This window comes from Actinomyces ruminis (assembly GCF_002154335.2).
Taxonomy (GTDB): domain Bacteria; phylum Actinomycetota; class Actinomycetes; order Actinomycetales; family Actinomycetaceae; genus Actinomyces; species Actinomyces ruminis.
Genome location: NZ_MTPX02000009.1, coordinates 54,662 through 77,753 on the forward strand (window position 1 = coordinate 54,662; position 23,092 = coordinate 77,753).

A 23,092-nucleotide genomic window follows, 5' to 3' on the forward strand; every position below is an offset into this window, starting at 1 on the left:
CATGAAATCAATGCTCAGGCGGCCTGCGGACGCCCTCCTCGGCCCCGCGCTCGGCTCGGTGATGAGCGTGCGCACCCGCACCCCGCAGGTGATTCTGACCTTCGACGACGGCCCCCTGCCGGGCAGCACCGAGCCGCTGGCCGCGGTACTGGCCGCTCACGACGCCCATGCCACCTTCTTCATGCTGCTGACGCGGGCGCGACGCAGCCCCGGCCTGGTTCAGGAACTTGTGCGGGCCGGCCACGAGATCGCGCTGCACGGCATGGACCACCGCCGGGTAACGACGCTCCGCCGCCGGGAACTCACGCCGTGGCTGCGGGACGCGCGCGCGGAGCTCGAGGACATCGCCGGAGTACCCGTGCGCTGGTTCCGGCCACCCCACGGCGCGCAGTCCCCGCGCAGCCGTCTGGCCGCGGCGGCGGCGGGGCTGACGACTGTTCTGTGGTCCGGCACGACTTGGGACTGGAAGGATGTCTCTCACGAGCAGCGCGTCGCGCGAGCCATGGGCGACGCCGTCCCCGGGGCGATCCTGCTTGCCCACGACGGCGCTGCTGACGCCACCGACCTGGCGACGGAGACGGCTGTGAGCGGGTCGATAAGGAGACGCTGCTGTCCGAGGTGCTGGCGGGCCTAGAGGAACGCGACCTGTCTGCGGTGTCACTGGGAACAGCGCTGGCTGGGGGCACCCCGGTCCGTCGGCTGAGTTTCTCGCACTAAGGGCGCTAAGACGCGCCGACTCCCGTCGGTCGGCCGCGTTCAGGACTCGAACAGGCTGGTCACCGAGCCGTCGTCGAAGACGGCCTTGATGGCGCGCGCCAGCAGCGGCGCGATCGGCAACACGGTCAGGGCGTCGAAGCGCTTGCCCATGTTGATGGGGAGGGTGTCGGTGACGACGACCTCGCGGGCCCCGCAGGTGGACAGGCGCTCGACGGCGGGGCCGGAGAGCACCCCATGGGTGGCGGCGACGATGACGTCCTTGGCGCCGGAAGCCAGCAGCACCTGCACCGCCTTGGCGATGGTGCCACCGGTGTCGATCATGTCATCCACCAGCACGCAGGAGCGGCCCTCCACCTCACCGACCACGCGGTTGGCCACGGATTCGTTGGGCCGGGTGATGTCGCGGGTCTTGTGGACAAAGGCGAGTGGCACCCCGCCCATGGCGTTGGCCCAGCGCTCGGCCACGCGGATACGTCCAGCGTCCGGGGAGACTACGGCGGCGTTGGCTACATCGATGCGACGGCGGATGTAGTCGACCAGCACGGGCTGGGCCCACAGGTGGTCCCAGGGGCCGTCGAAGAAGCCCTGCTCCTGGCTGGAGTGCAGGTCTACGCTCATAATGCGGTCGGCGCCGGCGGTCTTGTACAGGTCGGCGACCAGGCGCCCGGAGATGGGCTCCCGCCCCAGGTGCTTCTTGTCCTGCCGGGCGTAGGGGTAGAAGGGGGCGACCACGGTGATGCGCTTGGCGGAGGCACGCTTGAGTGCATCCACCATAATCAGCTGCTCCATGAGCCAGTCGTTGACCCGATCGCCGTGGGACTGCATGACGAACACGTCGCAGCCGCGCACGGACTCGTTGAAACGCACGTAGGTCTCACCGTTGGCGAAGTCGTAGGCCGTGGAGGACAGCACCTCCGTGCCGAGCTCTGCGGCCACGTCCTGGGCGAGCTGCGGGTGAGCCCTGCCCGAGACGATGACGAGCCGCTTCTCGCCCTTGGTGATGATGCCGGTCATGACGTGGTTCCTCTCTCGTGGCCGGTGCGGTACCGATATTCTGTGCGAGGATAAGCCGTTTCGCGTCACTGCCCGGTGACGGCGTCGCCGTCGAGCAGACTGAAGGGGGCGACGACGGCTCCCGCCGGGATGTCCACGTCCGTCAGCACTGAGTAGGGGCCGACGACGACGCCCTCACCGATGCGGGTGGTCCCGCACAGCAGGACACCGGGTTCCAGGCGGACGTCGCGGGCGAGTTCGACGGTGACGTCCACCCCAGGTGCCGGCCGGGTCGACCACGCCGACGCCCTGTTCCATCCAGTGCGAGAGCACGCGCCGGTTGAGCTCGGCGCCGAGAGAGGCGAGCTGGGCGCGGTCGTTGCAGCCCTCGACGAGCCAGTGGTCGGTGACAGCCAGGGCCGAGGTAGCGCGGCCCTCGCGGTGCGCATGGGCGACGACGTCGGTGAGGTAGACCTCGCCCTGGTCATTGTCGGTCCCCAAGGTGGCCAGAGCTCGACGCAGGTGAGCGGCATCGAAGACGTACACACCGGCATTGACCTCGTTGATGGCGAGCTGGGCCGGGGTGGCGTCGCGCTGCTCGACGATTCCGGTTACGGCGCCGTCGTCGTCGCGCAGTATGCGCCCATAGCCGGTGGGGTCGTCCAACACGGTGGTGAGCACGGTTACGGCATCGTCATGCCCTGCGTGCTGGCGCACGAGCGCCTGCAAGGTGTCGGCGTCCAGGAGCGGGACGTCGCCGCTGGTGACCACCACCGGCCCGGTCAGATCCTCAGGCAGGGCCGCCAGCCCGCAGGCCACCGCGCGGCCGGTGCCGGGAATCTCATCCTGATCGGCAGGCAGGGCGTCCGGGGCGAACTCGGCGAGCGCAGCCACTACCGCATCACGTTGGTGACGCACCACGACCACCAGATGTTCGGGCGCGAGCCGCGGGCGGCGACGACGGCATGCTCCAGCAGGCTGCGCCCACCAATTCGGTGCAGCACCTTGGCAGGGACGAGCGCATGCGAGTGCCCTTGCCGGCGGCCATAACGATGACGGCGGCGGGGGAGGTGGAAACCACGGGTCCTCTTCTCAGTGGATCTCAAGGTGGGGCTCAAGGCCGCTGGCGGCCCAGCGGGGCCATCCTACGTCGCCTGTCACCAGGCCCCAACCCGATCCACATACCGTCTATGCCGCCTATGCCGCCGACATGGCTATGTAGCGTCGCGTCAGCTCGGTTCCGCCCCCAGGATTCGAACCCGGCTCTCAAGGCTCCAAAGGCCTGCGTGCTGCCTCTACACCAGGGCGGAAGAGCGCCGACGGCCGATCGTGCGGCCGGGCGCCGGCATAGTTTCTCATACTCTCGCCGCCGCTTCTCCTGCGTCTCAACCTCGCAACCTACCATTGCACTTTAACAACACGATTGTCTACGTTCCTTAGTCATCCACTAGCGCGGGTCCGCAATCGGCCACGCGATTGCATAGCACATACAAGCCGCTCAGGATGCGACAGGAGGACCCGGTGATCGAAGTTCGAGATATGGCACACGCCGAAGCCCAGGCAGGTTCCGGCGTCCCGCTCACTGTCTCGACCCAGCCGGGACAATTGCTGGTACTGATCACAAGCTCACAGTTCGGATCCGTCGGCACAAACGGCGTCCCGACAGGCTGGGAGTACTCCTACTCCGACGGAACGAGCAGTCTGGGCCGATCCGGCTTCATCGCCTGGACTCGGGCCTCTCAGCCCGGCGATGTAACCATTTCCCAGTGGTGGGGCGGGACATCCACCAACACCTCCCGTCAACGTGGACTTCTGCTCGCTGTCTCCGGAGTCGCCCCAGAGTCGGTTCCCACCGTGACCGGCTGGACTGCCGACAAGCCCACCACCCCTGCTCCAGGGCTGCTAATCACCCAGCAGCATGCAACCAAGTATTCGACACTCAACGCTTTCACGGTAGCCGATGCGCAGGTTGTCTACGCCGGCCAGGCCAGCACCACATCCGCATGGTCATCTCTACGTGTATTACTCACGAGTCCCTCGGGCGGCAATATCACCGAGACACAGACCCAGGCCACCACCGTGTGGGCGGCGGTCGGGCTACAGCCTGCGCAGACCTCGGCTACGACCGTAAGCGTGTCCGTGCGCGGTGCCGATGAGCGAACGATCTCCAGTACTCAGACCGCTCTGAACGAACCGACGAGCTTCAACGTCGATTCATTGCTCTCGCGTACGGACGGCTGGATGATCGCACATCGCGGCGGATCGGCGGACTGGCCCGAGATGAGCCTGCGCGCCTACAGCGAGTCCGCTTCCAGGAACGTTCCGGCCCTGGAGTTCAGCTTTAACCTCACTTCCGACGGCGTTCCGGTGGGGGTCCACAACAAGAATCTGCAGGCGGTCGACCCCAGCGCACCCAGTACCCGCGTATCCCAGATGGCTTGGGCCGAAGTACGCCGATATACCACCATGGGCGAGCCGTTCATCCGCCTCGACGACCTGCAGGCCGCCTATGGCGACGACCGTGTCCTCTTCATCGACCCCAAGCACAGTGGCGCGGCTCATCAAACCTACCTGCCATGGCTGGACCCTGAACGCACCATTCTCAAGTTCTCCGGTGATGCGACCTGGCTAGCCGACATCTGGCGCAAAGCAGGTTTCCGCACGTGGGGCTACGTGTACGAGGAGCACATCATCAGCGGTGAGGCCGCCACCTGGGCGCCTCACTGGGACCTGCTCGGCGTGCCATGGCAGGCCAGCGAGTCGGCATGGCAGACCGCCACTGGATACGGCGTACCCCTCATCGGCCACATCTGCAATAGCCAACAAGCACTGGATACCTGCATTAGCCACGGCGCAATCGGCGCCATGTGTGCAAAAATCGATGGGATGGCAGTTTCATGAATGCTTCACCAGCGACCGCCCGACGCCTCGCCCCGAGTACACGAAGCATGCCACTCTCACTGAGCAGACGCCGCTTCGGCCTGATCGTCGTCGGCGGCACAGCAATGGTTCTCGGCCTCCATTGCACAGGACCGTCAGCACACGCCGCTGCGGCGGAGTTGATCGTCGGACCCGCAGCTGTCATGAACGGCAAGACGGTGCTACGCGTGGCGACGAACTCGGCCGGCGCCGACCTGCTGACCCGCACCGGCGCCTTCAAAACGGCCTCCACGGGCTACACACCTGGGAAGATCCGCCTACTGTCGCTCAGTCGCGGACTCGGCCTGCGCCCGCTGAGCGAGCAGCCCGCGGTGATCAGCACCACCACGGACGCGTCGCTGAATGCTGCCTTCGCCGTCTTCGACGGGGTCACAGGCAACGGCGACGTTGAGGTGCTCTTCCCCGGGCTGGGCCTGATCGAGTCCGTGCCCGTGGTGGCCTCACATCAGGCACCATTCTCACTCGCCTAAACAGCTGTCGCGATAGGAATCACCGTGGATCCCGCCCACACAGCCCGGATGCACGGTTAACCTGGTGTCCTGACACAACGCCTTGGAGACCCGCCGAGCTCGCGTGGTGGCTCGTGCGGGGTTTGGCACGACAAGGGGGCACCCATGAGCCAAGACGAGGCCGACCGAATCGGCGGCCTGCTGAAGTCGGCGCCACTGTGGCTGGCGCATGTCGTTCTCGGCGTCATCGTGGGAGTCGTATTCGCCACGCTAAGCGGCCCGGTCTACACCTCCACGGCCAGCGCTCTCGTTGCCGCCGACACCAGCGACGGGGGTCGCAGCGTATCCTCCGCAACGAACATCATCAACACGGTGATGCCCACGATTGTCCAGCTCAGCACATCCGACTCGGTGCTGTCGGAGGTCGCGCAGACCACTGGGATCGACCAGTCCGAGGTGAAGCGCGCGGTCACGGTGACAAGCTCGACCAACAGCCTGATCATTACCGTCTCGGCCACCGCATCGTCCGCCGAGACCGCGCAGGTGATCGCCGAGGCCGAGGTCGCCGCGCTGCGTCGGATGGTATCTGAGTTGTCAATAACTCCCCAGGACGAGACGGGCCTGTCTTTAACGGACGTAGACGCCGCCTCGCTTCCCTCTGCGCCGTCCGGCCCCTCAAAGGCACGCTACGGAGCATTCGGCGGCATCATCGGAGCCTGATCGGCCTTGCAGTCTCGTTCCTACTGCTTCGCACCCGCGTAAACAGCGACGACGAGGGCGCCGTCCCGAACACAGCCACTCCACCCGCGACACCGGCGACGCCCGAGTAGGTCACTGTTCATGACGTAGACAACCGCACATGCGATCACACGACGATCACCACAGCAGCAGACCCTGTGTTACGCTGCTCACACGCCCCTGAGCTGGAGTTACGTCATGGAACGCATCACCCTCGCCCTTACCGTGCTGTTCACCCTCGCCGCAATCACTCTTTGCACCACCCCGGCCACGCGCGCCGCAGCGGCGGCTACGGACACAATCCACGTCAGCGCCTCGGCGAACGCTGAAAACGCGGACGGCACAGCTTCACATCCCTTCCAAACCATCGGGGAGGCACTGAAGAAAGCTAATCCGGGCGACACCGTAGAGGTGGACGACGGCACCTATCGCGAGGGAGAACTAGTTCTCAAAGGAGTCACACTCAAGGCCAAGAATGGAACCGAGCCTGTTCTTACCGGCACCGAGGCGCTGACCCGAGCCGATTTCACCGCTCAGAACGGCCTCTGGACCAGCAAGCGCACCGATTTCGTACGGTTCAACCAGGATGCATCCACTAATCCCAAGAAGGTCGAAGGCGATATGTCGCGTTTCCCGGAGGCCGTGTTCTTCGTTGGAGCCGACGGAACAGCCGAAGAGTTGACCCAGGTGGACGACCCCGCCGAAGTCAAGCCGGGCACGATGACCTTCTACGTCAGGGACTTGGCCGCTGAGGAGAATCCGGCCATCGCGTCGCGGTTGGCGAACTCTGACAGCGAATCATCCTGGGCGCAGGGGCCACACACAGGCGCCCAATACATTCTGGGCTGCGACCCCGGCGACAATACTGTCGAGATCATCCAGCACGGCCGAGCTCTCACCATGACCGGCGACGGCGCAGCGGTGATAGGCCTGACGATCAGCAACTACGCGCCGATCCAGTCGTGGAGCTACGTCGATCCGGTCTGGGGCACCAGCGCCAACGCAACCATGGTCTTCAATGCATCAGACAACTCACGCATCGACCGGGTCACGTTCTCGGGATCCCAGGCGGGACCTGCGCTTCACGTGTCCGACGCCAATGACGTCACGGTGACGAATTCGGTTTTCACCGGGAACGGTGCCAACGGCGCCGGAGCGAATCGCGCCCATCGTCTTTTCATGTACGGAAACACTTTCGCCGGAAATGGCAACAAGAGTTTCATAACCGCCGCTTGCGGGGCGTACTGCACAGTGGCCGACCTAAAGATCACTCACACTAAGGGCGCACGCCTCGAAGCCAACACCTTCGACCGCTCACAAGCGGTGCAGGACGATTCGGACGAGCACCTCGACGCCTCCGACCTCAGCATGAACAAGGCCCGCCCTACCGCATTCAACGCCCTATGGTTGGACGAAGGCGTGATCAATTCGGTGGTCGTGGGGAACTCATTCATCAACATCGACCGCATCGCAATCCTGGACGAGGTGGGGCAGGACAATGTCATCGTCTCGAACCTGATTCAGGGGTCCAAAACCGGCATTCAGCTGTCCGGTAGTGCACGCGACAAGGTCTGGAACAACACGGTCGTCGGCACCATAGACCCGATCTATGTACGCGAGGACGGACGCGTCGACGCGTGCAACCTGTCGACCGAGTGGGAAACCTGCCCTGCCGCCTACACCGAGAAGTGGAGTGCGGGACAGTACAACGGCGGAGACACCAGCAACCCGATGCCGTGGGACTCCCTGGACAACGAGCTGATCAACAATGTCATCGCCTCAAAGCCGAGAACCGCCTTCACCGATGCCGGCGCCAACAAGAACCACCGCTACACGAACATGATCCTGGTCGAGGCCTCCCGGAACCTGCGACGCGAGGGCGAGACTGAGGGCAGATTCGCGGGCACCAACGAGCAGCTCGCCGAGTCCGACTACAACGTGTTCGTCAGGCCTGATACCATTGATTCCGGCACGGGTTCCGACCTGTATCTGACCAACTTCGGCCTCGGCCTGATTCCTGGGCCGTGTCCGAGACACTCACGCAGGAGTCGCAGGCGCAGGGCCTGACGATTGCAGGCAAGGACTCTCACTCGCTCGACCTGCGCGCCGACCGCGGCGACTCTCCGATCTTTGTTCGTGAGACCACCACCATCACCGACTACAGCGGCGACTACCGCATTCTCGACGGTTCCCCAGCCGATGGCTCGGGCAAACCGCTCAGTACGGCGGTCGCCTCCGCCCTAGGCCTCCCCGCAGGAACGACGGTGGACCGAGGCGCACTGGTGAACGCTGCCTGGGACACCTCCACAGCGGACCTCGGCAGCAACACGCGTCTGAGCGATGGCATCTGGGGCGACCACTTCGAAACCGCCGTCAGCGGCGGCTGGGGTGCTTCCTGGTCGGTCGCACCCGCGGCCCGTTTCAGCAGTGGAACCGACGGATACGGGGTAATTACCATGCAGAGGCCGGCACGGGCTCCTCCGCCACCGTGCGCAACTACAGCTCCACAAGCACCCGTGTCAACGCCTACTTCACCTTCGCCGAGAACGGAGCAGGGGGGAGGACCTACCTCTCGATCGCCGCACGCGGCATCGCTGGGTCTTCGGACTGCTACTACGTGAAAACAGTCCTGGACAATGGGAGGCTCTCCGCTAGCCTGATGAAACGGGTGGGCTCGCAGGAAACCACCCTGGCCACAATCCCGGTGGAGGGCACGTTCAGCCCGGGTATGCGGGTGAATGTCATCGTCGAGGTGGTTGGGGCCTCGCCCACTACGCTGCGGGCCAAGGTGTGGTTGGGAGAGACTGCCGCGCCCACCGAGTGGGACGCTACGGCCACTGACGCTGAGCCTAGGCTCCAGCGCCGCGGCGTCGTCCGTATCAACACCTACCTCTCGGGAAGCGCTACCTCAACCGGGCAGGCGCTGAAGGTCGCCACGCTGAGTGTGGAGGATGAGACCAGGGTCCAGCCCTGATCACCGACCACAGAGCGGAGCCAAGGCCCGCGGCGGTGCGGTTTCGCGATTAAGGCTGGGCCGCGCGTCTCAGCGTGTGTAAGGCGCGGTCGCAGGCCCGCGCAGCGTCGCCCGCAGGATGCCGCGACCGCCCGCTGCGCGGTGCTCATGTTGCGCTCGCTGCGCCTGGCGGTCGGCGCCCTCACCTCGGGCCGCCTGGGCGCGAACCGAGCCGACCAGCCACAATGCCGTCCCGCGCGCCGTAAACTCCAGGCGCCGCCGGGCACGCCGCCAGCCGCTAGTGTCCAGCAGCCGCACCCACGCCCAGGTCTCGGCGTTACGGCGGGCCCGGGTGAGCACCCACTGGCGGCTGGCACGCTCGGGAGGAACACTCTCGGACACCACAGCCGCGTCGCACCAAACCAGCGCGCCGGCGCGGGCGGTCAGTGAACGGGTGAAGAAGGTGTCCTCCCCGCCGGTGAAGGCGAAGCGCGGATCAAATTCGAGTCCCAGGCGGCGCACCACGGTCATGTCCAGCAGCAGGTTGTTGGTTGCGGCGCTGCGCACCGGCGTTCCTGTAGGGCGCCGTGTCCTGCGGAAAACGGGCGCGGAGGACACCCACGGATCGGGCTGCTGTTCAAAGACCGATTCCACTGGCCCCGTCACCCCGACCGCGTCAGTGCTCCGGTAGGTCGCCACCAGGGAGGCGAGCCAGCCGTCGGCCGGTAGTTCGTCGTCGTCGATGAAAACCAGCAGATCGCGCTCAGCAGCCTCGCTCAGCGCACGGTTGCGCGCCGCTGACAGCCCCGGCGTGGACTCCACAACCACATGCACGCGCCCGTCCTGATTGACCCCGCCGGAGCCAACTAGACGTTCACGGGCCGACCCCGCGGCATCGTTATCCACGATCACTACCCGCGCATCAATGTCACCCAGATCCTGCAGCTGCGAGAGCAGTCGCGGCACTAGGCCGACCACCCGTTCGGGGCGCTTGTAGGTGCATACCGCCACGTCAAGGCTGAGCGGGTCTGTGAGCATGGGGTACTCCCAACGAATCACGGGAGTAGTCCGCGAGCTGCGTGGACCACTCGTGAATGGTCCCGGCATAGTATCATCGCCCCCAAGTACGCGGTCTCGCTGAACCGCCCCCCTTGGTTGCGACCACAACACCCAATTGGACCCGGTTAAGAAGATACGGCTGGCATGACAGACCTCTCCTCCACGGCAATCGTGGTCGTCAACTACGGATCGCACGAGCTGCTGGAGACCAATCTCGTTCCCTTGTCCGCCGGCGTTTCCCCGAATGCCGGGACACCTCTGATTGTGGTCGTAGACAATGCGACGACGCCCGCCGAGCGAGCAGCCGTGACCGCCCAAGCCCAAGCCCACGGCTGGCTCACGGTTCTGCCCGACGCCAATCTGGGCTTCGGCGCCGGCGTGAATCGAGGCGTCCGAGCCGCACTCGACGCCGGCGCCCTAACGTTCGTCATCCTCAACCCAGACGCGACCATCGCCCCCGATCAGCTCGCCACGCTCGTGGCGCATGTGGAGGCGGCCCCGATGACGCTCGCCGCCCCCATGATCGTCGACGGCGCCGACAGGCCCGTCTTCTACGGCTACCGCGTGGATCTGACCGATGGCGCCACTCGCTCCCCGCGTTCCGCCCTGATCGCGGGGCACCGTCACGCCGAATGGTTGACCGGTGCCTGCTTCGCACTGTCCGCCGAGCTGTGGGAGGCGACCGGTGGCATGGCGGAGGACTACTTCCTGTACTGGGAGGACGTCGACTTCTCCCTGCGCGTGCTGGCCGCCGGCGGCCGCCTGCTCAACGACACCAGCATCGTCGCCCGCCATGTGGAGGGTGGCACGCAGCGTCCCAGCCGCGACACGACCGGCGATAAATCGGCCGACGCCGGCGCGGCCGAAACCGAGGCGGCCAGCCGGTCGGCCGGACAACGCCACTCCGCCACGTACTACTACTGGAATGTCCGCAACCGGCTGCTGCTGGGCACGCGCTGGGCGCGGCGCGAGGAACTGGCCCGCTGGGTGCGGCGCACCCCCCAGGAGTCCTGGCGAATCCTGCTGCGCGGCGGCCGCCGTCAGATACTCACCCACCCGACCACCACCCTGGTGCCCGCTGTGCGCGGGGCGATCGACGGGCTGTGGCTCGTCCACCGGGAACGCTTCACCCAACGAGAGAGGCCTAATGACCGCTAGTTCCACCGCCTCCGCCGCGCGGCTCGCCCGACTGCGCATCGCCATGCTCGGAACCCGCGGCGTGCCCGCACGCTACGGGGGCTTCGAGACCGCCATTGAGGAGGTGGGTCGGCGTCTGGCCGACCGGGGCCACCAAGTGCTCGTCTACTCCCGCAACCCCGAACCGGACACGCCGCTGCCCCATGTGTACCGCGGCATGCGGGTGGTGGAGTTGCCCGCGTTGAAGAAGCGCTCCCTGGAGACGCTCTCCCACACGGCGCTGTCGATACGTCACCTGCTGCCGCGCGTGCACCCGGACGTCGCCATCGTCTTCAACGCCGCCAACTCCCCCTTCCTGCCGGCCCTGCGCGCCGCCCGCATCCCCGTGGCCACCCATGTGGACGGCCTGGAGTGGCGGCGCGGCAAGTGGGGGCCCACAGGCAGGCGCTACTACCGGGCGGCCGAGGCCCTGGCGGTACGCTATTCCGACGCGCTGATCGCCGATGCCCAGGGCATCGCCGACTATTACGCCGACGAGTTCGAGGCGGATACGGAGCTGATCGCCTACGGCGCACCGCAGGTGGCCGGCAGCACCGGCCGATTGGCCGAGCTCGGGCTGAAAGCCGACGGCTTCCACCTGGTGGTGGCCCGCTTCGAGATCGAGAACCACGTGGACGTGATCGTCGACGGTTACGTTCGCTCGGGGGCGCAGCTGCCGCTCGTCGTCGTCGGCAGCGCCCCATACGCCAATGAGTACACGGCCCGCATCGAGTCCCTGGCCGATTCCCGCGTCCGCCTGCTAGGCGGCGTGTGGGACCAGGAGCTGCTCGACCAGCTGTACGCGGGGGCCCTCGTCTACTACCACGGCCACTCCGTGGGCGGCACTAATCCCTCGCTGCTGCGTGCCATCGGTGCCGGGGCTGCCGTGGATGCCTTCGACGTCTCCTTCAACCGGGAGGTACTCGGGGACGCCGGCCGCTACTGGGCCACGGCCGCCGACGTCGCCGCGCTGGTCGCGTCCGCGGAGGCGGATCCGGATAACCAGGCACAGCGCGGAGAGAAGTCCCGCACCCGGGCCGCACTGTATGACTGGGACCAGGTGGCTGATCGTTACGAGGCGCTGTGTCGTCGTCTGGCAGCCGAGAGGCCGAGGCGCCGCCGCCCCTCAGGCCGCAGAACAGGAGCCTTCCCCGCATGAGTGATTCCACCTCGCCCGGTGCAACCTCTCCCCTGGTGCTGGTAGCCCATCCCTCCCCCGACCTGTACGGCTCCGACTGGCAGCTGGTGGAGACCATCACCGGGCTGCTCGAGGCCAGCTACCGCGTCAATGTGGCGCTGCCCGCGAACGGGCCACTCGTGGGCGTGCTTGAGGGGGCGGGGGCGCGCGTCGCCGTCGTGCCCTTCACGGTGCTGCGCAAGTCCCTGCTCACCCCGCGCGGCCTGACAGGCCTGGCGGCACGGGCGCCGGGCGAACTCATGCGCCTGCGCCGTCTGATCAAGGCCTGCCGCGCCGACCTGCTGCTGGCCAACACGGTGACGATCCCCTGGTGGCCGCTGGCGGGACGTGCAGCCGGCATTCCCGTGCTCTGCCACGTGCACGAGGCCGAGGACACCCAGCATCTACTCATACGCGCGGGGCTCAATGCACCACTACTGGCCGCCACTCGCATCGTGGCCAACTCGGAGGCGGCCCGGCGCGCACTGCTGTCGGCTCAGCCGCTGCTGGACGGGCGCACCCAAGTGGTTCACAACGGCGTAGCGGCCCCGCCGCGACCGCCGGCCCCGCTGCGTGAACGTGACCCCCGCGCGCCCCTACGCATCGCCATGGTGGGCAGGCTGTCCCCCCGCAAGGGAGTGGACGTGCTGCTGGAGGCGGTCGCGCTGCTGCGTGGACGCGGTGTAGACGCCTCCCTGGAGGTGGCCGGCTCGATCTTCCCCGGCTACGAGTGGTACGAGGCCGAGCTGCGCGAGCGTGCCACCGCACCGGACCTGGCCGGGCACGTCGACTTCCTCGGCTACGTCCACCCGACCTGGCCGGTGCTCGACCGGGCGGACGTCGTCGTCGTCCCCTCGCGGCAGGAGCCCTTCGGCAACACGGCCGTGGAGGCCATGCACGCCGCCCGGCCACTAGTCGCCTCGGGCGTGCAGGGTCTGAAAGAGGTCGTCTACGACGGCGTCACCGGCCTGCTCGTGCCCCCGGACGACCCCCGGGCACTGGCAGATGCGCTAGGGCGGCTCGCCGCCGACCCCGCCCTCGCCACCCGTCTGGCGTGCCAGGGAGCCGAGGTGGCGCAGCGCCGCTTCAGCGTCGCCGGCTATCGGGCTGCCATGACCGCGGTGGTCCGCGGCCTCGTTCATGGCTGAAGCCCGATCTTCGTCATCCGAAGATGCGGCGCGGCAAGGCAGTACGAGGAGCCTAGTCGCACGAGAGGGCGGGCCGCCACGGCTCACGCCATGTCATCTGCGGCGCAGTTCCAGGTACCACTTGGGCAGCGCCAGGACCACGTAGCCCGCGTAGCCGATAAGCATGAGCCCATACACCCACAGGAACACTGTGGGCGCGAAGCGCAGCACCAGCACCAGGCACATCAGCCCATAGTCGGTGGGCACCGACAGCAGCGACTTCAGCACGCCGGCGCGGCCCTCATCCTTCGCCAGCGGGGTGCCGCCGGCGTAGCGCAGCTGGTAGGTGAGGATGTAGCTGAAGAAGTGAATGTTCTGTACCGCGCCGAAGGCCAGTGGCACCAGCAGCAGCGTCGGCGTCGGCAGCTCGGCGAAGCGGAACAGCCCGATGGCGATGGCACCATGGATGGTGGACAGCTTGATCACGTCGGCCACGTGGTCCAGCCATTCCCCCGCCTTCGATCCGCCGTGGCGCAGCCGCGCCAGCTGGCCGTCCGCCGAGTCCAGGGCGTAGCCGAGCATCAGCAGCAGGGAGGTGGCCACGCAGGCGAGCACCGAGGGGCGCCATACCGCGAGCAGCACGATGCCGGTGTAGGTGCAGCAGGCGGAGATCGCCGTCACCTGGTCCGGCGTCATGCCCAGTCGGTGGGCGATTGCCGCGAACACCCGCCCCACCGGCCGGTTGATCAGGCGCGAGTACAGCGGGGCACCCGCCTTCGCCTTCTGCGCCGAGGCCAAGGCGCGAATGTTCTCCCGGATCGAGGGACGGGGACTCGCCTGGGACGCGGATGCGCTCATCCAGAGCTCCAATCAGTAGGCAGACAATGTAACAAGTTAGCACGTCGCCCGGCCGGGCGGGCCGCTGGGTCCTAGAGCTCGCCCGGGAGCGGTTGCGGACCGTCCTGAATGATCACGGCGGCGGTAGGCATACCCCGGGCGTACCGGCTCCAGCCGACGTCAATGGGTCCCGGCGGTCTATGCCGCGGTGGTCGGGAGGTCGCGCAAAGCAGGATTGGGTGTCATGGCGCGCAGACCGTTCCAAGCGAGGTTGACCATGTGGGCCGCCACTTCTTCCTTGCTCATCGCCGGGTTGTCCAGCCACCACTGCGCGGGCATAGCCACAATGCCCACCAGCATCTGGGCATACAGCGGTGCGGTGCGCGGGTCAAGCCCGTGCGTGGAGAATTGCTTGGCGAGCAGCCCCGACACCTGGATTGCAACGTCTGCCAGCAGGGTGGAGTAGGTGTCCGAGCTGTGGGTGTTGGTGGCGGACAGGATGCGGAAGCCGTCGGAGGACTCTTCGATGTAGGTAAGCAGCGCCAGCGCCGCTCGCTCGACGATCACCGAGGCCGAGGATGAGGACTTCAGCGCCTGCGTGATCGTGGTGGAGATCGCAGTGAGCTCGCGGTCCACGATGACGGCGTACAGACCCTCCTTACCGCCGAAGTGCTCGTAGACCACGGGTTTGGAGACCTTGGCGCGGTTGGCGATCTCCTCGATGCTCGTGGCCTCGAAGCCCTTCTCGGCGAACAGCGCCCGGGCCACGGCGATCAGTTGTTCACGCCGCTCGGAGGCGCTCATCCTGGTTCTCTTGCTGGCCTTGCTGCTCATAACTGCTCGTCGGGTGTGTGCGTCGTGCGACTCGGATCTGCCGGGGCGTGTGCCGTGACGGTCGCACGCACCTGGCGCGTGGGTATCGCGTGACAAACAACCGTTTTCGGCTTCCTCCTGCTTCAAAGTGAGCCTAGCACGGCGTGCCGGCGACACCGCCACCGGTGGCGCGCGCTGCCAGTGCGGCGCCCCTGGAGGCCCGTCCCGCGCACTCACCACCTCTCCCCGCACCCCTCGTGCACAAAGAATGAATTCCATCGAATATTCATCCACCGCGCAGAACACTGGACGGGCGCTAATCGTGACCGCATGGTATAAAAAAGTCACCAATGTGACGCACAACGCTCATATGCCACCGAAAACGACGATCCCGAGACGCAAAATGTCTCAGCAGTATCACACCCGGACCGTCTTTCTTAATCAATTCTTTACTTTCACCGGCACCACCATCACCCTCCGAGTCACCCCTCCCGCACCCACCCGCGCACGCCCCAAAACCGCGAGATCACGCCGATTACTATCAACACCTTCGAAGTGCCCACCACCGACTCCGACCCGCACACCAGCTTCACACCATCTCTTTCTGTGCATCTGTTCACGTTCGCACCCAACTGCCGCGAGTAGGTAGTACATTCGGTCGCATCATCGACGAATTAACCCGCGCCTCCGCCACACACGGTGTTGTCGCAGGTCATTTCAACGGTCTTCTTCGTTCTTGTCCTCTCACGCGCTCTCTGTAAACACCCGCAGCATCTTTGGAGTCGTCTTGGCCAGCCCGTCCAGCCCTTCGCCTCTGCCACAGTCCGCGGGGCATGACGGCCAGAACGCGGAGCCCGCGCGGATCCTGCCGCGGCTGGCCTCACCGCTGTTCACCGACTGGCCGACCATGCGCCGAGATTTGCTCTGCTGGCTCCTACTCGGCGACCTGACCGCCGTGGTCCTGCCTGTGTGGGTGGCGGCAATCTGCCTGAGCTGGGGAGCGCCCAGGCTGCTGTTGGCCGCGCTCGCAGGCATTTCGATGGCTTCGCTCGCCTGGGCATCGGGCGCCCTGGGCGTTGATGTAGTAGACCAGGCCCGCTCGGGCGGTGAGCGCGTTGCCCTGGCCACCGTCGTCACCACGCCGGTGGTACTCCTCCTGGGACAACTGCTTACACCCGGGCTCCCCGCCGCTTCGGTGCTGGCTCCACTGGCCGCGCAGTTCGTCTTGGCAGTGGTCGGGCGGACAATTGAGAGCAACTGGCTACGCGCCCGTCGCATGGAGGGCCACGGCCTGCGTCGCACCCTCATCGTGATGGGGCCGGGGGCCGAGCCCATTCTGCGCGATCTGCGCAGTCACCCCGGTGACGGCTTCCTCATCGTCGGCTACGTCTCCTCCAACACCAGCCGCTCCCAAACCGCTGCGCGCCTGGGTGACCAGGACGCTATCAACGCGATGATCCGCTCCGAGCACATCGACGTCGTGATGACACTGGGAGGCGTGGGCCCCGACGATCTTGTGACCCTGATGCGCGGCCTGACCGCGACCGGGGCGCGCCTCGTGATTGCCCCCGGCCTGCAGGATGTGGTGCCCGGGCGCATGCGCGGGCTGCCGGTCACCCACGGCTGGACGGGCCTGATCGACGTAAGCTTGCGCCGCACACGCCTGTTCGCCAAGGAGGTCTTCGACCGTGTCGCGGGCAGCATCCTGCTTCTGGTCGCTTCACCGGTCCTGGCCGGAGCCGCGCTGGCAGTGCGGCTGGACTCCCCCGGGCCGGCCTTCTACACCCAGACCCGCGTAGGTGTGGGCGGCAAGCACTTCACCCTTTGGAAGCTGCGCTCCATGTACGTCGATGCCGATGCCCGCCGCGCCGCCGTGGTGGAAGCCGGGGGAGACGTCGGTAATGAGGTGCTGTTCAAAAACCGCTCCGACCCTCGCATCACCCGGGTGGGACGCTTCATCCGTCGTACTTCCATCGACGAACTGCCGCAGCTGATCAATGTGGTGCGCGGGGAGATGAGCCTGGTGGGCCCACGCCCAGCGCTTCCCAGTGAGGTCGCCGAGTACGACGACGAGGCACGCCGACGGCTCCTGGTCAAGCCCGGCCTGACCGGCCTGTGGCAGGTGTCGGGCCGCTCCGATCTGTCCTGGGACTCGACGGTAGCGCTGGACCGCCACTACGTTGAGAACCGGGGCGCCCGCTTGGACGCCAGCATCTTCCTGTCAACCTTCAAAGCCGTCGTCGGCGGCAAGGGAGCGTACTGATGATCACCGGCTACGTGCCCGGCGGCTTCGACATGCTGCACATCGGCCACCTCAACCTCCTCACCGCGGCCGCTACCCGCTGTGACCGCCTGATTGCGGGCGTCGCCACCGACGAGTCCCTCCAGCGCATGAAGGGCCGTCTCCCGATCGTGCCGCAGGATGAGCGCATGGCCTTGGTCGCCGCGCTGCGAGTAGTCGACGCCGTCGTCCCCGACTTCGATCAGGACAAGCGCCTGGCCTGGCAGCGCGAACCCTTCGACATCTTGTTCAAGGGCACGGACTGGCAGGGCACCGAGAAGGGAGACCGACTGGAGCAGCAGATGGCGGAGGTCGGCGCAACCGTCGTCTACCTGCCCTACACGCCCACCACGTCCTCCAGCATGCTGCGGCGCATGCTTATGCAGGAGATCGCTACACACTCGGGCGCAACCGGCAGGTGATGGGCATGTCCGCCCCAAGACGCCGTTCCCGCCACCCCAACTGGCGCCGCCCCAACCTGTCCCGGAGGCGGCGCCGGGGCCTGTCTGCTGCCCTGGCGGGCCTGGCCATCCTCTGCCTGGGTACTGCTGCCTGGCTGCACGATGGCGTTCCCCAGGCGGATGTCTCGCTCAACGACGGCGGGGTGTGGGTGACCAGCACCGCAGAGCACCTGGTGGCCCGATTGAACTACCCGTCCAAGCAGGTGGACGGCTCCATCCGCACCGCGTCAGCGGACTTCGACGTCACCCAGAGCGGGGAGGACGTGCTCGTCCCCGACCTCGCGGCCGGCTCGGTGGCGGCGGTGGACCCCACCGCCGTGGCACTGTCCACCGGCACGCAGCTGACCAGCGGAACTACCGTGTTGCAGGGCGCGGATCGGGTGTTCGCCGTGGACGCCGAGGCCGGTACCGTGACCGGCACCACCGTCGACGCGGTCGATCTGCTCGCCGCCGCCCCCACCTTGATCGAAGACATGCCCGACGCCGTGGCCGTGGCCGGCACCGACGGCTCTCTGTATGCCGTGTCCGCCCGCTCCGGCACGCTGACCACGGTTCCGGCGAAGTCCTCCGGATGGGGCAAGGCCTCCGCCCAGTCGTTGAGTTTCACCGACGCCACCGACCTAGCCATCACCGTCGTCGGCGATCAGCCCGTGGTGCTCGAGCGCGGCACCGGGATCCTGCACCTGCCGGACGGGACGAGCACGGATCTGGGGGCCTCCGGCCTGGTGCTGCAGCAGCCCGGTCCGAGCGCCGACGCCGTCCTGGTGGCCTCCCGCACTGCGATTATGTCCGTCCCGCTGGACGGCTCACCGGCAACCACCATCCCGGCCTCCGCCGACGGAGAGGCAGCCCCCGGCGTCGCCGCCCAGCCGGTGCGCCTGGGCGACTGCCTCTACGGCGCCTGGTCAGGCTCCGGCCAGTTCCTGCGGCAGTGCGGCGGTGAGGTCGAAACCATCAGTGACGACGCCCTGGCCTCCTCCTCCCAGCCCGTGTTCCGCGTGAACCGGGACGCCATCGTCCTCAATGACATCGTCCGGGGAACGGTGTGGCTGCCCAACGAGAACCTGGTCCTGGTGGAGGACTGGACCGACATCACCTCCCAAACGGACGACCAGTCCGATGACAAGGACGATTCGGCAGAGACCTCTGACGCGCAGTCTCAGCCCGAACGCACCGAGGAGAACCATCCGCCTCAGGCCAACGACGACACCCTGGGCGTACGCCCCGGACGCTCCACCGTGCTGCAGGTGCTGGCCAACGACTCCGACCCGGATGGCGACGTGCTCAGCGCCGAACCGGGGGACACCGGCAGCGCCCAGGTGACCGCCTCCCAGTCCGGCCTGGCGCTACGCATCGACGTGCCCGAGGACGCCACCGGCACCTACACCGTCCCCTACACCGCCTCCGACGGACGCGGCGGCGCCGACTCCGCGGTAGCCACCGTGGAGGTACACGACTGGAGCATCAACAACGCCCCCGAGCAGATCTCCACCCCAACCCTGGTGATCGCCGCAGACGCCTCCGGTTCCCTGGACGTGCTGGGCAACTGGCTCGATCCCGATGGCGACACCCTCTACCTGGTGTCCGCGCAGGGCGAGGGCTTCGATGTACGCACCACCAACGAGGGCACCGTCACCGTACGCGATGTGGCCGGCGCCGTCGGTACCCGCGCCCTGACCGTGGTGGTCTCCGACGGGCAGCAGGCCGCCTCCGGCACCGTGACGGTGGACGTGCAGTCCGCCGACTCGGTTGCCCCCGTCGCCAACGCCGACCACGTGCTGGTGGTCGCCGGGACATCCACCGTGGTCTCCCCCTTGGACAACGACGTCTCCCCCACCGGTGCCCCGCTCAGCTTGGCGGGCATCGAGGAGACCCCCGCGGGCACAAGCCTGGAGGTCAACCAGCAGGCCGGCACCTTCACCTTCTCCGCCGAGCGGGCCGGCACCTACTACGTCACTTACGATGTCACCGCCGGCTCCGCCGTCGCCCAGGGAATCGTGCGCGCAGACGTGGTTGAGCCCTCCGAGCCAGGCGTCCCCCCGGTCGCGGAGAACGACACCGTACTACTGCGGGAGGGCGGCTCCGCCACGGTCGCCCCGCTGAGCAACGACTTCGACCCCTCGGGTGGCGTCCTGGTGCTGCAGTCGGCGCGCGTCCCCTACCAGTCGGGGGTAAGCGTCACGGTGGTGGACCACTCGCTGCTACAGGTGTCCGCCGCCGGCATGATCGGGCAGAGCGTGGAGGTGGAGTACACGGTCTCTAACGGAACCGCCTCGGCCACCGGTCACATGGACGTGGTCCCGGTCACCACCGCCGAGTTGCAGGTGCCGATCACAAACCCCGACTCCGCCGTCGTGCGTGTAGGCGACGTGGTGACCGTGTCCGTACTGGACAACGACACCTCCCCCTCGGGATTGGCTCTGAGCGTCGCGGATGAACTCGAGGTGGCGGGCCCGAAGCTGGGCACCGCCTGGACCAGCGGCGATGTGGTCCGTTTCAAGGCCGACGACACCCCCGGCCGCACCACCCTGTCCTACACGGTCTCCGACACGGAGGGGCAGAGTGCCTTCGGTCAGATCGACATCGAGGTGCGCGCCCGCGACGACGCCACCAACGCTGCGCCGATCCCACAGAACCTGGAGGCCAGCACCGTCGCCGGCTCGGCAGCGACCATCACCGTGCCCCTGGACGGGATCGACCCCGACGGCGACTCCGTCAGCCTGGTGGGGCTGAGCCAGACCCCGACGTCGGGAACCGTGGAGACCTCCTCCACCTACCTGACCTACACCCCCCACGAGGGCGCCACCGGCACCGATACCTTCACCTATACGGTCGAAGACCGCTTCGGGGCGCAGGCTACCGGGACGGTGCGCGTGGGTGTGGCCGCAGCCCCCGAGACGAACACGGCTCCGGTGGCTACCGACGACCTGGTGGTGGCCCAGCCCGGCCGTACCGTGGTCACCGACGTCGTCTCCAACGACTTCGACGCCGACGGCGACGCCCTCACCCTGGAGGACGCACCCTTGAGCGATGATCCGGCATTGACGACCTCCATGCGCTCCGGGCGGACAGTGGCGGAACTGCCCAGTGCAGAGGGGGTGTATACGGCCCACTACCGGGTCACCGACGGACGCGGCGGCATGGACGTGGGCACCATCACCTACCAGGTGCTGGCCGATGCCCCCCTGATCAGCCCGATCGGCGTGGACGACTATGTCACGGTGGATCAGGTGGATGCGGACGGTATGGCGACCGTCTCCGTGCTGGACAACGACCAAGACGCCGACGGCTCCCCCTGGGACCTGACGGTCACGACCGCGGACCCGACCGCCGAAGTGATCGACTCCTCCATCAGGGTCAGCGTCGGCGCTGAGCAGCATTTGGTGCTGTACACCATCACCGACCAGGACGGGCTGACCGGCAACGCCGTCATCGTCATCCCCTCCCGCGACGACCTGCGCCCGCGGCTGGACTCGACCGCGATCCCGGTTCGCATCCCAGCGAATGCCACCACCACCGTGGACCTGGCCGACTACATCCTCACCCGCGCCAGCACAACCCCCGCTGTCGCCGATGACGCAGCGGTACGCACCGGCACCGGTCTGGATGAGGCCGTGGTGTCCGGCGGCGGCGGTTCCTTGGACCTGACTCCCACCGCAGGGTTTTCCGGGCAGACCTCCGTCACCCTGACGGTGACGGACTCCGGTGGCGACGGCGCCCTATCCTCCACCCTGACCCTGCCGGTGGTGGTCGAGGCTACCGAGAACACACCCCCCAGCTTCACCCCCACCGAGGTGACCGTGGCCGCCGGGGAGGATGCCATCACCGCCGACCTGTCGGCCATGACCCAGGACGCCGACGGCGATGAGCTTTCCTTCTCGATCGGCTCCGCCCCGACCGGCTTCACCGCCTCGCTGTCCGGCTCGACCGTGTCGGTGTCGGCCGAGGCCGGCACGGCGGCAGGCACCACCGGCACACTGCCGGTCACGGTGGACGATGGCCAGAACGACCCGGTGACCGGTCAGTTGCCGCTGCGGGTTTCCGAATCCACCCAGCCGCTGATGACGACGGCGCCGGCCACGCTGACCTCCGACGGCTCACCCGTCAGCATCGACGTCTCCACGCTGGTGACCAATCCCTTCCCCGACCAGCCGATTACCCTGTCCGGTCCGCCGCAGGTCACCTCCGGCACCGGGGACGTGACCGCCTCCGGCACCACCCTCACCATCGCACCCGGAGCCGGATTCGCCGGCCGTCTGGTGGTGCGCTATGAGGTACTCGACGCCACCGGCTCCGCCTCGCGTGCCGTCACCGGCACGGTCACCGTCACCGTGACCGCCGTGCCGGACGCCCCCACCGGCGTCTCGGCCAGTCCGTCCGGCACCAGCGCCATGAACGTATCGTGGGTACCGGGCTCCGACAACGGCTCCGCGATCACCGGCTACACGGTCACCGAGGTCGGTGGTGCCGGCTCTTGGCAGTGTGCCGGCTCTCCCTGCGCCGCCACCGGCCTGACGGCGGGCGGTACCTACTCCTTCCGGGTGGTGGCTACCAACGCCGCCGGGGACTCCGCGCCGTCGGCCGCCTCCGCCCCAGCGACCCTGACCGTAACCCCGGACGCGCCCACCAGTGTGCGCCTGAGCGGCGGGAACGCCTCCGTGACGGTCTCCTGGGGCGCTGCCACACCCATCAGCGGGGTCGCCATCACCTATGAGGTGCAACTGCTGCAGGACGGCAGTGTGTCCCGCACCCAGACAGTCTCCGGAACTTCGGCGACCTTCGGCTCATTGCTGCCGGGCAACTACACCGCCCGCGTGCGTGCGGTCGTGTCCGGCTCCGGTCAGTCCGCCTGGGTCTCATCCGGTGGGACCGCCAGTGTCTACGGCGCCCCGGGCAAACCGGGTACGCCCAGCATCAGCTGGGACGGAAGCAACCTGAATATCAGTTGGAGCGCCGCGGATAGCAACGGTGACGCGGTCAGTTACACCGTAGCCGTCTCGGGTTCGATCATGCAGACGGTCCAGGCGGGCACCAGCACCTCGGTGTCCGTGCCGGTCTCGCTGGGCACGGGTACACACGCCGTCTCGGTCACCGTCACCGCCGCCAACCAGGCCGGCTCGGCCACCTCCGCGCCGGGCACTAAGAGCTTCCGCATCACCGGCAAGCCCAATGCGCCGTCGGCACCAGTAGCCGCGGCCAGTGGCAGCAGCCAGATCAAGGTGACCACGGCCTCTACCTTGCCTCAGACAACAACGGCTGGGGCTCCGGCGAGCTGGAGATCGAGTACCGGCTGGTTGACGCGTCCGGCAACCAGGTCAAGGGTTGGGACGATGACAACACCTCATTCTCGGGACTGACTCCGGGCGCCACC

General features: G+C 67.3%; 17 protein-coding genes, 1 tRNA gene and 1 pseudogene. 13 read left to right on the top strand and 6 right to left on the bottom strand.

Annotation, left to right across the window (positions count from 1 at the left end):
- Position 1: 1 nt before the first annotated feature.
- Positions 2 to 634 (top strand): polysaccharide deacetylase family protein, encoded by a 633-nt coding sequence (locus BW737_RS01310; protein WP_218961724.1) that lies wholly within the window; start codon positions 2 to 4, stop codon positions 632 to 634.
- Between the two features lie 122 nt (positions 635 to 756).
- On the opposite strand, the gene BW737_RS01315 is transcribed toward BW737_RS01310, so the two are convergent.
- The 3 genes and pseudogenes from BW737_RS01315 to BW737_RS01325 form a co-directional block, all read right to left on the bottom strand.
- On the bottom strand, positions 757 to 1,731 hold the full coding sequence (locus tag BW737_RS01315; RefSeq protein WP_086614892.1) for a ribose-phosphate diphosphokinase: 975 nt from the start codon (positions 1,729 to 1,731) through the stop codon (positions 757 to 759).
- 65 nt (positions 1,732 to 1,796) lie between these two features.
- A pseudogene (locus BW737_RS01320) lies at positions 1,797 to 2,791 on the bottom strand (bifunctional UDP-N-acetylglucosamine diphosphorylase/glucosamine-1-phosphate N-acetyltransferase GlmU).
- Positions 2,792 to 2,948: 157 nt separating this feature from the next.
- Positions 2,949 to 3,020, bottom strand: a tRNA-Gln gene (locus BW737_RS01325).
- Positions 3,021 to 3,564: 544 nt separating this feature from the next.
- Between BW737_RS01325 and BW737_RS01330 the strand changes: the two genes are divergently transcribed.
- The 6 genes from BW737_RS01330 (at position 3,565) to BW737_RS15475 (ending at position 8,811) form a co-directional block, all read left to right on the top strand.
- The gene (locus BW737_RS01330) at positions 3,565 to 4,611 is read left to right on the top strand and encodes a glycerophosphodiester phosphodiesterase (RefSeq protein WP_180271980.1); all 1,047 of its coding nucleotides are present in this window, start codon (positions 3,565 to 3,567) and stop codon (positions 4,609 to 4,611) included.
- A 47-nt stretch (positions 4,612 to 4,658) separates the two neighbouring features.
- Positions 4,659 to 5,120 carry a hypothetical protein gene (locus BW737_RS01335; RefSeq protein WP_143233211.1) on the top strand — a complete coding sequence of 154 codons (462 nt, stop codon included), beginning with the start codon at positions 4,659 to 4,661 and terminating at the stop codon, positions 5,118 to 5,120.
- 144 nt (positions 5,121 to 5,264) lie between these two features.
- On the top strand, positions 5,265 to 5,819 hold the full coding sequence (locus BW737_RS01340; RefSeq protein WP_086614895.1) for a YveK family protein: 555 nt from the start codon (positions 5,265 to 5,267) through the stop codon (positions 5,817 to 5,819).
- Between the two features lie 216 nt (positions 5,820 to 6,035).
- A complete protein-coding gene (locus tag BW737_RS01345) occupies positions 6,036 to 7,904 on the top strand; it encodes a right-handed parallel beta-helix repeat-containing protein (protein WP_086614896.1) in 1,869 nt (622 codons plus the stop codon).
- The gene (locus tag BW737_RS15470) at positions 7,862 to 8,458 is read left to right on the top strand and encodes a hypothetical protein (protein WP_143233212.1); all 597 of its coding nucleotides are present in this window, start codon (positions 7,862 to 7,864) and stop codon (positions 8,456 to 8,458) included. The genes BW737_RS01345 and BW737_RS15470 overlap by 43 nt, the downstream gene beginning before the upstream one ends.
- A 38-nt stretch (positions 8,459 to 8,496) precedes the next feature.
- On the top strand, positions 8,497 to 8,811 hold the full coding sequence (locus BW737_RS15475) for a hypothetical protein (protein ID WP_143233213.1): 315 nt from the start codon (positions 8,497 to 8,499) through the stop codon (positions 8,809 to 8,811).
- Between the two features lie 69 nt (positions 8,812 to 8,880).
- Here BW737_RS15475 and BW737_RS01355 read toward each other — a convergent pair whose 3' ends face one another.
- Entirely contained in the window at positions 8,881 to 9,828 is a 948-nt protein-coding gene (locus BW737_RS01355; RefSeq protein ID WP_180271981.1) for a glycosyltransferase family 2 protein, read from the bottom strand.
- 165 nt (positions 9,829 to 9,993) lie between these two features.
- Between BW737_RS01355 and BW737_RS01360 the strand changes: the two genes are divergently transcribed.
- From BW737_RS01360 to BW737_RS01370, 3 genes are read left to right on the top strand one after another with little or no spacing between them, the layout of a single operon-like run.
- Positions 9,994 to 11,007 (top strand): glycosyltransferase family 2 protein, encoded by a 1,014-nt coding sequence (locus BW737_RS01360; RefSeq protein ID WP_086614899.1) that lies wholly within the window; start codon positions 9,994 to 9,996, stop codon positions 11,005 to 11,007.
- Complete coding sequence (locus BW737_RS01365; protein ID WP_086614900.1) at positions 10,997 to 12,184, top strand: DUF1972 domain-containing protein; 1,188 nt, start codon at positions 10,997 to 10,999, stop codon at positions 12,182 to 12,184. The genes BW737_RS01360 and BW737_RS01365 overlap by 11 nt, the downstream gene beginning before the upstream one ends.
- Entirely contained in the window at positions 12,181 to 13,350 is a 1,170-nt protein-coding gene (locus BW737_RS01370) for a glycosyltransferase family 4 protein (RefSeq protein WP_086614901.1), read from the top strand. The genes BW737_RS01365 and BW737_RS01370 overlap by 4 nt, the downstream gene beginning before the upstream one ends.
- A gap of 93 nt (positions 13,351 to 13,443) precedes the next feature.
- Here the strand turns inward: BW737_RS01370 and BW737_RS01375 are convergent, their stop codons facing one another.
- Entirely contained in the window at positions 13,444 to 14,187 is a 744-nt protein-coding gene (locus BW737_RS01375; RefSeq protein WP_086614902.1) for a CDP-alcohol phosphatidyltransferase family protein, read from the bottom strand.
- Between the two features lie 177 nt (positions 14,188 to 14,364).
- Positions 14,365 to 15,000, bottom strand: a complete 636-nt coding sequence (locus tag BW737_RS01380) for a TetR/AcrR family transcriptional regulator (protein WP_086614903.1) — start codon at positions 14,998 to 15,000, stop codon at positions 14,365 to 14,367.
- Positions 15,001 to 15,766: 766 nt separating this feature from the next.
- On the opposite strand from BW737_RS01380, the gene BW737_RS01385 reads away from it, so the two are divergent.
- The 3 genes from BW737_RS01385 to BW737_RS01395 are packed head-to-tail and all read left to right on the top strand — an operon-like array spanning position 15,767 to position 23,078.
- The gene (locus BW737_RS01385; protein WP_257210330.1) at positions 15,767 to 17,242 is read left to right on the top strand and encodes a sugar transferase; all 1,476 of its coding nucleotides are present in this window, start codon (positions 15,767 to 15,769) and stop codon (positions 17,240 to 17,242) included.
- Positions 17,242 to 17,682 carry an FAD synthase family protein gene (locus BW737_RS01390; RefSeq protein ID WP_086614904.1) on the top strand — a complete coding sequence of 147 codons (441 nt, stop codon included), beginning with the start codon at positions 17,242 to 17,244 and terminating at the stop codon, positions 17,680 to 17,682. The genes BW737_RS01385 and BW737_RS01390 overlap by 1 nt, the downstream gene beginning before the upstream one ends.
- Positions 17,683 to 17,687: 5 nt before the next feature.
- Complete coding sequence (locus BW737_RS01395; RefSeq protein ID WP_257210331.1) at positions 17,688 to 23,078, top strand: Ig-like domain-containing protein; 5,391 nt, start codon at positions 17,688 to 17,690, stop codon at positions 23,076 to 23,078.
- The last annotated feature ends 14 nt before the right edge of the window (positions 23,079 to 23,092 follow it).